Below are 15,660 nucleotides of genomic sequence, written 5' to 3'. Positions count from 1 at the left end.
AAGGTGCCTGACGGGAAGTTTCCCCCGCGCTAGTCTGCGCCTTGCTCCCGTAGCAGAGCTGCCAACCCGTCCGCCTCGATCGGCCGGCTGATCAAATATCCCTGCACCTCATCACAGTGTTCACCCTTGAGAAACTCAAGCTGCTCCGGCCGCTCCACCCCTTCAGCTACCACTTTCAACGACAGGCCGTGAGCCATGGCAATGATCGCCCGGGTGATCGCCGTATCCACACTACCCTCGCCCAGACCGCGAATAAACGCCTGATCAATCTTCACGTAATCCACCGGAATGCGCTTGAGGTAGCTCAGGGACGAATAGCCGGTGCCAAAATCATCGATCGCCAGTTTTACCCCCAGATCGCGCAACTGCTGGAAGGTCGCGATGATGTGCTCGACGCTGTCCAGCAACTGGCTTTCAGTGAGTTCCAGCTCGAGGTAGTGCGGCGCCAGACCGGTTTCTTCCAGCACCTGACGAACCAGACTGACCAATTTGCCCTGACGCAGTTGATGCACCGACAGATTGACCGACACCCGAATCGGCGCAAGCCCCTGGCGCTGCCATTCGCAGGCTTGCCAGCAGGCCTGGCGCAATACGAACTCACCAATGGGACCAATCAGCCCGGTTTCCTCGGCCAGCCCGATGAAATCCCCCGGCGGGACCTGGCCCATGGTTGGGTGATCCCAGCGCACCAGCGCTTCGGCGGCATTCAGCCGGCCCGTGGCAAGGCAGAGTTTCGGCTGGTAAAACACCTTCAGCTGCTTTTCTTCGATGGCTTTGCGCAGCTGGTTTTCCAGTTGCAAGCGCTCCAGCGTGCTGGCCTGCAGGCTGTCGGTGTAGAACTGGAAATTATTGCCGCCCAGATGTTTGGCATGCTGCATGGCCATGTTCGACTGGCTGACCAATGCAGAAATCTCCCGCGCGTTGTCCGGCAACAGGCTGATGCCCATGGACGCGCTGACCACCAGTTCATGGCCATCGACGGTCACTGGCAAGCGCAGCTTGGTCGACAAGCGTGTTGCCACCCGCGCCAGGCTTGAAAGGTTGCCGTAAGCATTGAACAACACCGCGAACTCATCGCCGGACAAACGTGCAATGGTGTCCGCCTCAGGCAGTGCGTTGACCAGCCGCCGGGCCATTTTCTGCAATAACTGATCGGCGATTTCATGGCCAAGGCTGTCGTTGAGCAGCTTGAAGCGATCCAGATTGATATGCAGCAACGCGAGGCTGCGGTGGACGCCCTGGCGCACGCGCTGATGAGCCTCGTTTAACCGTTCGCGGAACAGCGAACGGTTGGCCAGGCCGGTCAGTTCGTCGTAATGGGTCAGGTAACGCATGCGCTCTTCGGATTCACGACGAGCCGATAGATCGGCGAAGAAACCCACGATATGGCTGACGTTTCCCCGAGCATCGCGCACCGTATTCAGTTGCAAGAATTGAGGATACAACTCGCCATTCTTGCGGGTTTCCACCAGTTCGCCCTGCCAGCTGCCGTGCTGTTCCAGCGCCTGATGAATCGCCCCGTAATGCCGGCGAGCATCGCGACTGCACGGTAATTCGACCACGTTACGCCCGAGCATGTCTTCGATGTCATAGCCGGTGACCCGGCTGAAAGCTTGATTGACCGCGATCAGCGCGTAATGGGGGTCAAAAATCACGATACCTTCGCTGGCCGCCTCGAAAACGGTTGCCGCCAGTTGCCGCTGCTCTTCCAGGCCTTTGCTGATACTGATGTCGCGGCGGGTGCCGACCATGCGGATCACCCGGCCATTTTCGCTGCGCTCAACCGCCCGCCCCCGGTCCTCGATCCAGACCCAATGACCGTCGCCATGGCGCACGCGGTATTCGATCTGGTAATCCTCGGTGCGGCCCTTCAAATGCTCGACCAGCGCACGCTTCAGTGCCGGCAAGTCGTCCGGGTGCAGACGCGGTTTGAGGTGACGCAGCATCGCCGTCACGTAGTCAGGCTCCAGGCCGAACAGCTCTTGAAGCTGGGTGTGATGGACTTCATCGGTTTGCAGGTTCCAGTCCCACAAGCCCAGTTCACTGGCCTTCAACGCCAGCGCCAGACGCGCCTCGCTCTTGCTCAGGGCCTGGTTGGCGGCGTCCAGTTCCAGGCTGCGCTGGGCGACACGGCTTTCCAGGTCGATCTGAATCTCCCGCAGTTCGTCTTCGGCACGACGGCGTTGGTCGATTTCCTTGGCCAGCTTTTGATTGAGCTGGTCGCTGCAGCTTTGCGCCTGCTGTAAATGCTCGATCAGCGCCTGATTCTGAAAGCGCCGCAACAGCCCGCTATCGATCAACCGGTTGACCTGCCAGGCGACGACGCTCAACGCACCCAGCAGAATCAGGCCGAACCAGCCCCAACCCTGCCCCTGCTCATCGCCGCCCCAAAATAGATAGCCGATGGCCGGCAACAGACAGGGCAAGGTAAAGGACAGGAAGGCTGGCAGGCTGACGGCGTAGGCAACGCTGGCCGAGAGGGCCGCGGCACCAATCAGGCCGAACACCCAGGCTTGCTGCATGAAGTTATCCGCAGGGACCAGCGCAATGCCGGCACCGGCCAGGGTCAAGCCGGTGAGGCCTGAGCCGAGCAAAAACATACGACGCCAGATCGGATGGGCCTGCCGGTTGGGAATCGCCGAGTCGAAGGCCGCTACCTGAATCACCCGCAGCGCCACCAGCGACAACAACCACACCAGCCAGACGCTGACCAGGAAGTAGCGCTGCGGACTCCAGAGCAACCCGGCGCAGACCAGACCATTGATCAACATGAACAGCGTGGGCAATAGCGAGCCCTGGTAAAGCAGGCGCGTGCGTTCGACCGCCATTTCCATGGCGTACTGTTTACGGATAACCCGGGGCTCCACAGTGGGGCCCGACAGGTCGGAGCTGAGGGTCATAGGCAATGTTCTTGTTCTTATAATGATGAGCATGAGCCCGAAACGTCGACGGAGCATACACAAGCAAGTGCCCGGACCAAACTGCTCCAGATCATAAAATAGACGAAAGTCTCGACTGCCCGCGCCTGTGTAAAAGCTGCCAAGCGAGCCCCGTCAATGCTTGCAGCCAGTGACCGACCGGTCGTCCTCCACCGATCTTTCATCGGCTAAAGCGATACGGGGTTTGCCCGGTGTGGCGCCGCCCCCTAGAATGCCCCGATGCGCGATGATCTCTCCCTTCTGCTGAACTCCCTCAACGATGCCCAACGCCAGGCCGTAGCTGCCTCCGTGGGTCGTCAGTTGGTCCTGGCCGGTGCTGGTTCCGGTAAAACCCGAGTGCTGGTGCACCGTATCGCCTGGTTGATCCAGGTCGAGAACGCCTCGCCCCACTCGATCCTGTCGGTAACCTTCACCAACAAGGCCGCTGCCGAGATGCGTCATCGCATCGAGCAGCTGATGGGTATCAACCCGGCCGGCATGTGGGTCGGCACCTTCCACGGCCTGGCGCACCGCTTGCTGCGGGCGCACTGGCAGGAAGCCGGCCTGAGCCAGACTTTCCAGATCCTCGACAGCGACGACCAGCAACGGCTGGTCAAGCGGGTGATCCGCGAGCTGGGCCTGGACGAGCAACGCTGGCCGGCCCGTCAGGCCCAGTGGTTCATCAACGGGCAGAAAGACGAAGGTCTGCGTCCAAAACACATTCAAGCCAGCGGCGACCTGTTCCTGGCGACCATGCGCAACATCTATGAAGCCTATGAGGCCGCGTGCCTGCGCGCTGGCGTCATCGACTTCTCCGAGCTGCTGCTGCGCGCGCTCGACCTGTGGCGCGATCACCCGGGCTTGCTGGCGCATTATCAAAAGCGCTTCCGGCACATTCTGGTGGACGAGTTCCAGGACACCAACGCCGTGCAGTACGCCTGGTTGCGTTTGCTGGCCAAGGGCGGCGACAGCCTGATGGTGGTCGGCGACGACGATCAGTCGATCTACGGCTGGCGTGGCGCGAAAATCGAAAACATCTATCAGTATTCCGACGACTTCCCGGACGCCGAGACCATTCGTCTGGAGCAAAACTATCGCTCCACCGCCGGGATCCTCAAGGCTGCCAACGCCTTGATCGCCAACAACACCGGGCGCATGGGCAAAGAGTTGTGGACCGAGGGTGGCGAAGGCGAAGCGATCAACCTGTACGCCGCGTTCAACGAGCACGACGAAGCTCGCTACGTTGTCGAAACCATCGAAAGCGCGCTGAAAACCGGCTTGGCACGCAGCGATATCGCGATTCTGTACCGTTCCAACGCCCAATCGCGCGTTTTGGAAGAAGCATTGCTGCGCGAGCGTATTCCGTACCGCATCTATGGTGGTCAGCGCTTCTTCGAGCGAGCGGAAATCAAGAATGCGATGGCCTACCTGCGTTTGCTGGAAGGTCGTGGCAATGATGCGGCGCTGGAGCGGGTGATCAACGTTCCGGCCCGGGGCATCGGTGAAAAAACCGTCGAAGCGATTCGCGATCACGCGCGCCATAGCGATGTGTCGATGTGGGAAGCGATGCGTCTGCTGGTCGCCAATAAAGGCCTGACCGGCCGTGCCGCCGGGGCGCTCGGGGCGTTTATCGAGTTGATCGAGAACCTCGCCGCCAAGTGCATGGACATGCCGCTGCACCTGATGACCCAGACCGTCATCGAGCAGTCCGGGCTGATTGCCTATCACGAAGCGGAAAAAGGCGAGAAAGGCCAGGCACGGGTAGAAAACCTTGAGGAATTGGTCAGCGCCGCGCGCAACTTCGAAAACGCTGAAGAAGACGAGGACCTGACGCCGCTGGCAGCGTTCCTCGGTCATGCGTCGCTGGAGGCCGGGGACACTCAGGCCGACGAGCACGAAGACAGCATTCAGCTGATGACACTGCACAGCGCCAAGGGCCTGGAGTTCCCGTACGTGTTCCTGGTGGGCATGGAAGAAGGCCTGTTCCCGCACAAGATGAGCCTGGAAGAGCCCGGCCGTCTGGAGGAAGAGCGTCGTCTGGCCTACGTCGGCATCACCCGCGCCATGCAAAACCTGGTGATGACCTATGCTGAAACCCGACGCTTGTACGGCAGCGAAACCTACAACAAGGTGTCGCGTTTCGTACGTGAAGTGCCGAAAGGCCTGATCCAGGAAGTGCGTTTGTCCAACAGCGTCAGCCGTCCGTTTGGCGGCGGCCAGCAGCAGAGCTCCAGCAGCCTGTTTGGTGGCAGCGAGATTCCTGACACCGGGTTCAGCCTCGGCCAGGCCGTGCGGCATTCGGTGTTTGGCGACGGCGTGATCCTGAACTTCGAAGGCGCCGGGGCTCAGGCACGGGTGCAGGTGAACTTCAGCGAAGGCAGTAAGTGGCTGATGTTGGGCTACGCCAAGCTGGAAGCGATTTAACACCGCCAGAGTTCTACTGTAGGAGCGAGCTTGCTCGCGAAAGCGGTGTGTCAGTCAACGCTGATTTCGACTGATATGGCCTCTTCGCGAGCAAGCTCGCTCCTACAGGGTTAGGCGTTGACTGGTCTGAAAGGAAACAAATCATGGGCTCAGGCTTCTTTTCTTCCTGGACATTCTGGGCCTTGATGTCGGCAGTGTTCGCCGCGATGACCGCGATCTTTGCGAAAGTTGGCGTCGAAAACGTCAATTCCGACTTCGCCACCCTGCTGCGCACCGTGGTGGTTTTGGTCAGCCTGGCCTTGATTTTGTACGCCACGGGCCAATATCAGTCATTAGGATCTATCTCCGCCAAGAGCTATTGGTTCCTGCTGTTGTCTGGTCTTGCCACTGGCGCATCGTGGATTTGCTATTTCCGGGCGCTGAAACTCGGCCCGGCCTCGCTCGTCGCCCCAGTCGACAAGCTCAGCGTGGTGCTTGTGGCGGTGCTGGGCGTGATCCTGCTGGGAGAGAGGCTCGACCTGCGCCAATGGGGCGGGATCGGCCTGATTACAGCCGGCGTGGTCATGCTGACGCTGCGCCGCTAGGCAACCCTCCTGCAGAACTTATCCATTCATCCTACAGACCAAAGTTAACAGGCCTTATTGCGCTGACTGAAGCTGAACGCAACCTGTCAGGCAAAAGCCCGAAACACTCTGCCGCTAGCCAGTATCACTTCATCTGTGCAACATGGCGCGCGTGCCATCCACAAATGGGAATTCCCTTTATGAAACGTTTTCTTAGCATCGCCATGGCGTTGTGCATCGGCCTGACGATGAGCCTCGACGCCAACGCCAAGCGCTTTGGTGGCGGCAAAAGTGTCGGCGCCGCGCCGACCCACCAGACCAGCCAAATGGCTCCTTCTTCTCCAGGCATGGGCGGCGCTGCTGCGACCGCTGGTGCTGCCGGTGCCGCTGGCGCTGCGGCCAAGGCCGGCGGTGCTTCGCGCTGGCTCGGTCCTCTGGCCGGTATCGCTGCCGGTGGCCTGCTGGCCTCCATGTTCATGGGCGGCGGCTTCCAGGGCATGCAGATCTTCGACATCCTGATCATGGCGGTCATCGCCTTCCTGGTCTTCCGTTTCATCGCCGCTCGTCGTCGCAAGCAGCAGGAGCACCTGGCTCCAGCCGGCGCGCCAATGCAGCGTGAAGTGTTTGAGCAGAAGCCAGCAGCCATGGGTTCGATCTTCGGCGGTTCTGCAGCCCCGGCTGCCGCTCGTCCGGTGATCAATGCTCCGGCCTGGTTCAATGAAAAGAACTTCATTGAAGCGGCCCGCAACCACTTCCAGTCCCTGCAGCAACACTGGGACGCCAACGAAATGGACAAGATCGCCGAGTTCGTGACCCCGCAAATGCTGGAGTTCCTCAAGCGCGAACGTGCCGATCTGGGCGAAGGTTTCCAGTCCACCTACATTGATAACCTCAATGTTCAACTGGACGGTGTGGATGATCGCGCCGACAAGACCATCGCCACCCTGACCTTCACCGGCGTGTCGAAAACCTCGCGTTTCGACCAGGGCGAAGTGTTCAGCGAAAGCTGGAACATGGAACGCCCACAAGGCGAGAACCAGCCTTGGCTGGTCGCCGGTATCCGCCAGAACGGCTGATCACCTCTGCGTTAAGTACGTTGTAATAAAAACCCCGGCCTCGGCCGGGGTTTTCTATTTCGCGGTTGCATCTATAGCGAGCTACTGTATAAACCGCCCCATCTAAACCGCGCCATCAAGCAAGAGGATCCCGGACGTGGAAGAAATCATCGAACAACTGCGTGAAGCCAACGAACCGGTACCGGTCCCCTTGGAGCTGCCTGACGAAGACCAACTGGTGGAAATCGAGGAACAACTGTTCATCGACATCCCGTTTGTCTTCAGGGAATTTTTGCTGACCGTCAGCGATGTGGTCTACGGCAGCCTGGAGCCGGTGACTGTCACCGACCCGCAATCCCACACTTACCTGCCAGATGTTGCCGCCAACGCTTGGGATGCTGGCGTTGATCGCAGCATGATTCCGATCTGCCAGGACGGTGATAACTACTACCTGGTCGAAGAGGATGGCACCGTGGTGCTGTGGCTGGCCGAAGAAGAACTGATTGCTGAAGAAACCTGGGAATCGGTATGGCACTGGGCGCGGGACGTCTGGCTGGAAAGCTGATTTATCGTATCCCCCGACTTTGTAGCAGCTGGCGCAGCCTGCGTTCGGCTGCGCAGCAGTCGTAAACACTGCGGACTCGATTGACCTGAAACACCTCAGTGGCTGATTTTGCGACTGCTGCGCAGCCGATCGCAGCCTTCGGCAGCTGCTACAGGTGCGATATCAGTGGCCTGCCGAATCCTTGTGGTTGTCCAGGGTTTCCAGCAGGGCCACCTGCATCCGCGTGTGCACGCGGATGAACCAGCGCCAAAGCAGCGCCGCCACGGCGGCCGCGACCACGACGATCAGCACCAGCAACTTGTTGGTCGGTAGAATACTGGCCGACAAGGCAGCCAATAGCAGGAAGATCACCAACAGCGAAAGAATCGGGATCACTTCAGCGATCACCCGGCGCACTCGCTGCGTGTGGCGGCCGGCCATCTCCGGCCTCACGCCCATCTCCGCCAGCAGCATCGAAAGCGCCTTGAGCTTGCGATAGGCGGCGATCAGGAACGGCAGCGACAACAGCAGCGCCCCACCCCAGATCAACGCTTTCTGCCAGCTCGGGTCGCTGATCCAGCCCTGCAAGTAAGTGGACATGCGCTCGGCGAAGTACGCGCCCGAAAAAAAGATCGCAATCACCAGCGCCAGATTGACCCCTACCTGCAACAGAATCCGCCGAATCATCGACGCCAGCAGTGCACCCTCGCCTTGAGGCTGAATGCTGCGCAGCCATTCGCCATACATCCCGAACACACGCCCCAACCGTTGCGGCATCACTGCTGCAAGCTTGATCGATAGCGGGTCAGCGGCGCGGATCAGATAGGGCGTCAGCAGCGTGGTGATCACGGAGACGGCCACGGCCACCGGATAGAGGAAGTTGCTGGTGACCTGGAGCGTCATGCCTAGCGCCGCGATGATGAAAGAAAACTCGCCAATCTGTGAAAGGCCCATCCCGACCCGCAGTGAGGTGCGTCCGTCATTACCGGCGATAAAGGCACCGAGCCCGCAGGACAACATCTTGCCGAGCACTACGGCCACGGTAATCACCGCGATCGGCCAGGCGTATTGCAGCAGGATCAGCGGATCAAGCATCAGCCCGATAGCGACGAAGAAGATCGCACTGAATAGGTCGCGAACCGGTTCGATCAATCGCTCTATCTTCAGCAATTGCCGGGACTCAGCCATGATCGCGCCAATCAGGAACGCGCCGAGGACCATGCTGTATTCGAGTTTCACCACCAGCAGGCAGAAGCCGAAACACAGGCCCAGCACGGTGATCAAAAGCATCTCGTTGCTTTCGAATTTGGCCACATAGGCCAACAGCCGAGGCACCAGCAGAATGCCGATGACCAGTGCGACGATCATGAACAGCGAGAGCTTGCCGACCGTCGAAAACACTTCGCCGGAACTCACGGTGCCGCTGACCGCAATACTCGACAGCAAGGCGATGATGCCGATACCGAGGATGTCCTCGACGATCAGCACGCCGAAGATCAGCTGGGCAAAGCGCTCGTTCTTCATCTTCAGGTCGTTGAGTGCCTTGACGATGATGGTGGTCGAGGAAATCGCCAGGATCGCGCCGAGGAACAGCGAGTCCATGGTGTTCCAGTCGAACCAGCGGCCGATTTCGTAGCCGATCCAGATCATCAGCACGATTTCCAGGAACGCCGCGATGAACGCTGTAGCACCGACCTTGAACAGCTTGCGCAAGCTGAATTCCAGGCCCAGGCAGAACATCAGGAAAATCACCCCGAGCTCGGCGAGGGTCTTGATCGTTTCTTCGTCGTGGATCAGGCCGAACGGCGGCGTGTGCGGGCCGATGATGAAGCCGGCGACGATGTACCCCAGAACCACCGGCTGTTTGAAGCGATGAAACAGCACGGTCACCACACCAGCGACCAACATGATTACTGCCAGGTCCTGAATAAAACTGATGGCATGCATGGTGTGGGCTCCTTGGGGTGACAATGCTCATTCGCCAGACGCGGGAAAGGTCTGATCGAGGAGAGTAAAAAATCCGCTTTCCGCGTAGGAATTGCCCTTGAGGTGGGCTTTTGAAGGGTAACACCGCGACTTCCGGCAGAAAGGCGGTGCAATATATGGAAACAGATCGATCCGGCGTGACGGCGATCATCCGCCCGGCGTCCCGATAACTGAGGTTTGAAAAAACCGACCAGGCACCCGCAGAGGTGCGTCCCCCACATCCTGCCTTGAACCGTGAGAACGCTATGGAACCCGGAAACGCCCAGCTGTCGATGACGGTATTGATGACCCCCGACATGGCCAATTTCTCTGGCAATGTCCACGGCGGCACGTTGCTCAAGTACCTCGACGAAGTGGCCTACGCCTGCGCCAGCCGTTATGCCGGCCGCTACGTGGTGACCCTGTCGGTGGATCAGGTGATTTTTCGCGAGCCGATTCATGTCGGCGAACTGGTGACCTTCCTGGCCTCGGTCAACTACACCGGCAACACCTCCATGGAGGTGGGCATCAAGGTGGTGACCGAGAACATTCGCGAGCGCTCGGTGCGCCACACCAACAGTTGCTTCTTCACCATGGTCGCGGTGGATGACGACCGCAAACCCGCCGCAGTGCCCCCGCTGCAACCGCAGAACAGCGAAGACAAGCGTCGTTTCATGCAGGCCCAGCAGCGTCGGCAGATTCGCCAGGAACTGGAAAAGCGCTATCAGGAAATCAAGGGCGACGCTTAAAGCAAAAGATCGCAGCCTGCGGCAGCTCCTACAGGGGAATGCGTACCCTTGTAGGAGCTGCCGCAGGCTGCGATCTTTTCGCTGCGACCTGATTACAAACTGATCGCCGTCGCCTCGAACCGCACCCGTGGATGGGCAATCCGGTCCTGGGCCCGCACCAGTTCCAGCTCATAGCTGGAACACGCTTGGGTTTCCAGCAGCACTTCATGCACCGCCGACGCGGCGAATTCGAAGGCCGCCACCCAGCTGTCGCCCAACAGTACACGTGCCAGAAACAGCCCGGAGGTCAGGTCACCGACACCGACCGGCTGGCGCGGAAACGCCAACAGCGGACGGCGCAGATGCCAGCTTTCTTCGGCCGTCACCAGCAACATCTCGAATACGTCCGACGGTTTGCCGGGATAGTCCAGATGCTTGACCAGCACCGCCTTCGGACCGCGCGTCAGCAGCGCTCGCGCCATGGCCAGGCAGTCGAACAGCGATTGCGGCTTGCGCCCGGAAAAGCTGTCCAGTTCCAACTGGTTCGGACACATGAAGTCCGCCACGGCAGCCGCTTCCTGCAACAGGAAATCGCTGACTTCCGCAGGTACGCTGCAACCTTTCTCCGGATGGCCCATCACCGGGTCGCACAGATAGAGCGCCTTGGGATTCATCGACTTGATCCGCGCCACGCCCGTCAGAATCGCCCGCCCCTGCGCTGCGCTGCCGAGGTAGCCGGACAATATCGCATCGCAGTTGCCCAGCTCGCCAATTGCAGCGATGCCTTCGACCAACTCGGGAATCTGGTGCGGCGCCAGCACCTCACCAGCCCACTGCCCGTATTGGGTGTGGTTGGAGAACTGCACGGTGTTGAGCGGCCAGACATTCACCCCGACCCGCTGCATCGGGAAAACCGCGGCGCTGTTGCCAGCGTGACCGAACACCACGTGGGACTGGATGGCGAGCAGATGGGGCGTACGTTTCATGCGGTGAGTTTTCCGTAAAACGAATGAAATTCGAGCCGCGCAGTATGCGACTAAACGCAGCCTGTACGACAGACCGGCGACGCAGTTAAGCTGACACTATCTTGTTGGAGCAACCTGTTGATGCTGACCCTCGGAAATATCTTCGTGCTGATGCTGTTCGCCACGGGCGGCGCGTGGCTATGGCACAACCACGGCTTGCGTGAGCGCGCGCTGGAGCGGGTCAAGCAGCATTGCAGCAAGCTTGGCATCGAGTTGCTGGATGGCAACGTGGCGTTGAAAAAAATCGCGTTCATCAAGGACGCCAGCGGCCGGCGACGCCTGGCACGCGTGTATAACTTTGAATTTACCGTAACCGGCGAAACCCGCCACACCGGCACCATCACCCAATTCGGCGCCCACAGCGCACAGATCGAACTGGCGCCCTACCCGATGCCATTCGACGACACTCCGCCAGTGGTCGACGTGGCCAGGCCCCGCGCCGAGGTGATTGAGCTGAGCCAGTGGCGACAGGAGCACACCAAGTGGCGCCCGTAAGTTTGATGTCAGCCAGTTAAAACCCTTCGCGGGCAAGCCCGCTCCCACATTCGATCTTCGTCGTACACAAACTTTGTGTTCACAGGAGATCCAGTGTGGGAGCGGGCTTGCCCGCGAAGAGGCCCTCAAAAACCACCCAATAACTCACTAATTCTCTTGATTCCGGCAACCCGCCAAGCTTTTCTGCAGCAATTCAACATTCTGCGGCTCACTAAAGATCAGCTCGATCCGCGAATCCCGCCGCCACTCACTCGCCTGCCAATTCAACACCGAGTTATCCACCGCATTGGCCGAAACCCAACCCTCGACGCTGTGGATAACCAGCTTCGCCCGCCGCCATGCAAGACTTTCAAGCCATCGCCCGATCAGTGCGGTATCGAATGCCTGGCTCGGATGCCAACGCCAGCCAATGCTCCAACCACCCTCCTGCTCCTGGCTCAAGCAAATCGGTAGTGCAGGATCAGTCCAGATGGCCGACATCTGCGCCAACCCTTTAGGCGCAATGAAGTTATCCACACCCGCCACCGCCTGAACCCCAAGCCCCGGTAATTCGCTCAATGGCATACGAGCTTGCTGCGTCCAATACAGAGGACGAGCAGGCAACTGCGCGGCGATTCGCTGGCGATCATTGTCGTCGAGACCTTCCGCCTTGTTCAGCAGTAACAACCCCGCACTATTCAACGCGTCCTGTTGCGACTCGGGCAGCGCTTTGCCGACAGCCAGGGCTTGGGCACCCAGCACCAACACGCAGGGCTGTACCGCCAGTACGCCGACCCACGGCGCTTCACCCAACTGCCTCAGCAACTGCGCCGGATGTCCCAACCCCGAGGGCTCGATGAACAGTCGATCCGGCCGCGCCTTGCGCAGCAACCGTCCGAGGCCGATCTGAAACGGCGCACCGTTGACGCAACACAAGCAGCCCCCGGCCACTTCACCCAGTGCGATACCATCGGCGTCCTGGGTCAGCAGCGCAGCGTCGAGGCCGATCTGCCCGAATTCGTTGATCAGCACCGCCCAGCGCTCGCCGACCGGACGCTGCATCAGCAGGTTCTTGATCAGGCTGGTCTTGCCGGCGCCCAATGGACCCGCAATAACGTGAGTGGGGATGTTCTGCAACATGGTCGATGATTTCTGAGGAGGTAAAGAATGCGGTTGATGGGATTTTCGTTGCTCCTGGCGCTCTGCTCCGGCGAAGCATTGGCTCAAGCGTGTGTAGTACATAGTACGGGTGCGCGAATTGACGTAAAAGTGTGCCAGCAGAACCGCAACATCCCTGAAAAACTCTTCGCCGAAGGCTTCTGTCAGCCAAACCTTCCGGGCCAGACAGTCGAGGTGCAGTACGTCGACCAATGCCCAAGCGGCGCGTTCGGCGTGTGCAGCAACGCCCAAGTCGCCAATATGCCTTACCGTCAGGATATTCACTATTACGGCGTGGCCACCGATGCGGCGTATCTGCAGCCGTTTTGTGAAGCCCAGAGCCAGGGCACCTGGCTCAAGCCTTGAGCCTAGCTGAGCCAATCGAGGGTGAGGATTAAACGGCGCTCACGCGGCCCGAGGTGTGGTGAGCGGTGGATCAGGCCAAACCCTTCGTTGCCGTGCCATTTCTCACCTTTGAGCAGCGCTACGTCGCCGCTGGCAATCTGCTGGATCAGCGAGTCGTCCCGGGGTTCGGCGTCTGCTTTGCCCAATTGCCGACGCTCCATCGTTCCCTCCTTCAGCCACTCGCTGCCGATTCCGGCGTATGTGGTGATCAAGCGCACCGGTACATGATCGACGTGGAAGCGCGGGCACATGGCCTTGTCCAGTACCCGCAGGCGTAGGCCGATACGCTGGGCGCCCAGCAGGCAGGCGAAGGCGCTGACCAGCCAGGAGACGTCGGCGATGAAGCCTTCGTAGCCTTCAAGGTCGCTGAATCCAGAGGCCAATCCGTGGAGATTGGGTTCGGCTTCGTCGCTTTGCATGTCCAGCGACAGCGCTTCGGCTAACGGTTCATTCAGGGACAGCAGCAGGCTGCCGAAATCAGCGATGTGTACCGGGAGTTGGCGGTTCCAGACGGCCAGGTTTGTGTCGTCTTCGAGGATCTTGGCCAGCGCCTCGGGGGTTGAGCCATGGTGTTGATGTCGGGGTCGCGAGGATGCCTTCGCGGGCAAGCCCGCTCTCACAGGGTTTGGTGTGAGCATCAGGCGGCCTCTTCATGCCAAGGGCCGAACGGGTCTGGCAGCAGTCGCCAGCTCTCGACACCCAGCGCCATTTCAGCATCGGTCAGCAGGCAATCGTCGAGCTCAGCAGTGAGTTGAGCGAAGTCGATGTTTTGGCCGATGAACACCAGCTCCTGGCGGCAATCGCCGGTCGTGGCCGTCCAGTTTTCCATGATCCCACTGGTGCTTTCTTCGTCTTGCGGCCACTGTGTTTTCGGCACGAAACGCCACCAGCGCCCGGCGAATCCGTGGCGCATCAAGCCGCCGGCCTGGGACCAGCTACCGGCGTCCATGGGCTTGCTCGCCAGCCAGAAGAACCCTTTGGAGCGCAGCAGTTTGCCGTTCACCCACGGGCGTTCGATGAAGCTGAAAAAGCGCTGCGGATGAAACGGGCGGCGTGCTCGGTAAGCGCTGGAAGCGATGCCATACGCTTCGGTTTCCGCTACATGCTCGCCACGTAACTCCTGCAACCATCCCGGTGCCTGAGCAGCTTTGTCGAAGTCGAAGCGGCCGGTATTGAGGATCTTTTCCAGTGTGATTTCGCCCATGACCATCGGGATGATTTCCGCCTGAGCGTTGAGCCGCTTGAGGATTGCAATCAGCTCCTGGCGTTCGCTGCTGCTGATCAAGTCGATCTTGCTGACCAGGATCACGTCGGCGAATTCGACTTGCTCGATCAGCAGGTCAGTGATCGAGCGTTCGTCCTCCTCACCCAATGTTTCACCGCGGGAGGCGAGACTCTCGGCGGCCTGGTAGTCGAGCAGGAAGTTCATGCCGTCGACGACAGTGACCATGGTGTCGAGCCGGGCTATGTCCGCCAGGCTCTGCCCGTCTTCGTCGCGGAAGGTAAAGGTTTCCGCGACGGGCAGCGGTTCGGAAATGCCGGTGGATTCGATCAATAAGTAATCAAAACGACCGTCCCTGGCGAGTTTGCTGACCTCTTCCAGTAAATCTTCGCGCAAGGTGCAGCAAATACAGCCGTTGCTCATTTCCACGAGTTTTTCTTCGGCACGATTCAAGCTGACATCCCGCTGGACTTCGCTGCCATCGATGTTGATTTCACTCATATCATTGACGATCACAGCGACTCGCAGGTTGTCGCGGTTGCGCAGCACATAGTTGAGCAGCGTGCTTTTACCGGCGCCGAGAAATCCCGACAGGACGGTCACGGGGAGACGATTGGGCATCAGGTGTTCCTCATAAGGATGCCCGATCAAAGGGCCGGGCTTGTTTTAATGTTATAGTATAACAATGCAAACAAGCCACTCTCCTCTTGCTCACGATGATAAAGGGCAGGATGCTGGAGCCGTTCCTACCGTGAGAAATCCAATGCGTATTGCCCTGAAATTAGCGCTGATGAGCTTTCCACTGCTGGTCGCTTTGGGCGCGTGGGCGCAAATCCCGAGCCTGGCCAGATGCACCCGTAGCGCCAATCTGTTGGCCTGCGTGGATGCAGATGGCAATGCCTACAGCGTCAACACCGCTGGCAATACCATTTATCTGCGGGGCTTCGAAGCGGCCGGAAAACGCTACTGGGCGCAGACCAATAGTCGCTACGGACAACTCACGTTCTTCACCGGCCTCGCTTCCGATGGCGAAGCGTGGGTCGGTTACAACCGTCGCGTTGGCTGGACCACGATCAACCGGTTTTCCAGCTCCGGCGGCAGTAGCGGCAAGTTCACCTGTAGCCGAATCAGCGGCTGCTAGGCCTGGGACTTTTTCCTCTGCTGCAAAGCATGATGAAA

At 59.7% G+C, this 15,660-nt stretch carries 14 protein-coding genes; 8 read left to right on the top strand and 6 right to left on the bottom strand.

Annotated features, from left to right (window positions below; translation table 11 throughout):
• Nucleotides 1-29: 29 nt before the first annotated feature.
• Nucleotides 30-2,900, bottom strand: a complete 2,871-nt coding sequence (locus AEQ67_RS10500) for an EAL domain-containing protein (RefSeq protein WP_059403802.1) — start codon at nt 2,898-2,900, stop codon at nt 30-32.
• A 258-nt stretch (nt 2,901-3,158) separates the two neighbouring features.
• Between AEQ67_RS10500 and uvrD the strand changes: the two genes are divergently transcribed.
• From uvrD to AEQ67_RS10480, 4 genes are all read left to right on the top strand, one after another.
• Nucleotides 3,159-5,342, top strand: a complete 2,184-nt coding sequence (gene uvrD, locus AEQ67_RS10495; RefSeq protein WP_059403801.1) for a DNA helicase II — start codon at nt 3,159-3,161, stop codon at nt 5,340-5,342.
• A 143-nt stretch (nt 5,343-5,485) separates the two neighbouring features.
• Entirely contained in the window at nt 5,486-5,926 is a 441-nt protein-coding gene (locus AEQ67_RS10490; RefSeq protein ID WP_059403800.1) for an EamA family transporter, read from the top strand.
• 179 nt (nt 5,927-6,105) lie between these two features.
• Nucleotides 6,106-6,981 (top strand): Tim44 domain-containing protein, encoded by an 876-nt coding sequence (locus tag AEQ67_RS10485; protein ID WP_059403799.1) that lies wholly within the window; start codon nt 6,106-6,108, stop codon nt 6,979-6,981.
• Between the two features lie 136 nt (nt 6,982-7,117).
• Nucleotides 7,118-7,525: an SMI1/KNR4 family protein gene (locus AEQ67_RS10480; RefSeq protein WP_008156656.1), complete on the top strand. Its 408-nt coding sequence runs from the start codon at nt 7,118-7,120 to the stop codon at nt 7,523-7,525.
• A 162-nt stretch (nt 7,526-7,687) separates the two neighbouring features.
• On the opposite strand, the gene AEQ67_RS10475 is transcribed toward AEQ67_RS10480, so the two are convergent.
• A complete protein-coding gene (locus AEQ67_RS10475; protein WP_059403798.1) occupies nt 7,688-9,451 on the bottom strand; it encodes a cation:proton antiporter in 1,764 nt (587 codons plus the stop codon).
• Nucleotides 9,452-9,735: 284 nt separating this feature from the next.
• Here AEQ67_RS10475 and AEQ67_RS10470 point away from each other — a divergent pair, with 284 nt between their 5' ends.
• On the top strand, nt 9,736-10,218 hold the full coding sequence (locus AEQ67_RS10470) for an acyl-CoA thioesterase (RefSeq protein WP_010465381.1): 483 nt from the start codon (nt 9,736-9,738) through the stop codon (nt 10,216-10,218).
• 92 nt (nt 10,219-10,310) lie between these two features.
• Here AEQ67_RS10470 and pdxY read toward each other — a convergent pair whose 3' ends face one another.
• Nucleotides 10,311-11,183: a pyridoxal kinase PdxY gene (gene pdxY, locus AEQ67_RS10465; RefSeq protein ID WP_059403797.1), complete on the bottom strand. Its 873-nt coding sequence runs from the start codon at nt 11,181-11,183 to the stop codon at nt 10,311-10,313.
• A 120-nt stretch (nt 11,184-11,303) separates the two neighbouring features.
• Between pdxY and AEQ67_RS10460 the strand changes: the two genes are divergently transcribed.
• On the top strand, nt 11,304-11,717 hold the full coding sequence (locus AEQ67_RS10460; protein WP_059403796.1) for a DUF3301 domain-containing protein: 414 nt from the start codon (nt 11,304-11,306) through the stop codon (nt 11,715-11,717).
• 147 nt (nt 11,718-11,864) lie between these two features.
• Here AEQ67_RS10460 and AEQ67_RS10455 read toward each other — a convergent pair whose 3' ends face one another.
• A complete protein-coding gene (locus AEQ67_RS10455; protein ID WP_059403795.1) occupies nt 11,865-12,836 on the bottom strand; it encodes a CobW family GTP-binding protein in 972 nt (323 codons plus the stop codon).
• A 27-nt stretch (nt 12,837-12,863) separates the two neighbouring features.
• Here AEQ67_RS10455 and AEQ67_RS10450 point away from each other — a divergent pair, with 27 nt between their 5' ends.
• Complete coding sequence (locus AEQ67_RS10450; RefSeq protein ID WP_059403794.1) at nt 12,864-13,220, top strand: hypothetical protein; 357 nt, start codon at nt 12,864-12,866, stop codon at nt 13,218-13,220.
• Between the two features lie 2 nt (nt 13,221-13,222).
• Here the strand turns inward: AEQ67_RS10450 and AEQ67_RS10445 are convergent, their stop codons facing one another.
• Complete coding sequence (locus tag AEQ67_RS10445) at nt 13,223-13,897, bottom strand: DUF1826 domain-containing protein (protein ID WP_059403793.1); 675 nt, start codon at nt 13,895-13,897, stop codon at nt 13,223-13,225.
• Nucleotides 13,897-15,102: a zinc metallochaperone GTPase ZigA gene (gene zigA / locus AEQ67_RS10440; protein ID WP_059403792.1), complete on the bottom strand. Its 1,206-nt coding sequence runs from the start codon at nt 15,100-15,102 to the stop codon at nt 13,897-13,899. The genes AEQ67_RS10445 and zigA overlap by 1 nt, the downstream gene beginning before the upstream one ends.
• A gap of 142 nt (nt 15,103-15,244) precedes the next feature.
• Here zigA and AEQ67_RS10435 point away from each other — a divergent pair, with 142 nt between their 5' ends.
• On the top strand, nt 15,245-15,622 hold the full coding sequence (locus tag AEQ67_RS10435) for a hypothetical protein (RefSeq protein WP_059403791.1): 378 nt from the start codon (nt 15,245-15,247) through the stop codon (nt 15,620-15,622).
• The last annotated feature ends 38 nt before the right edge of the window (nt 15,623-15,660 follow it).

The sequence above is a fragment of the Pseudomonas sp. RIT-PI-q genome (assembly GCF_001297125.1).
Taxonomy (GTDB): domain Bacteria; phylum Pseudomonadota; class Gammaproteobacteria; order Pseudomonadales; family Pseudomonadaceae; genus Aquipseudomonas.
Note: the sequence above shows the minus strand (reverse complement) of the source record. Positions and strands in the feature narration are given on the sequence as shown.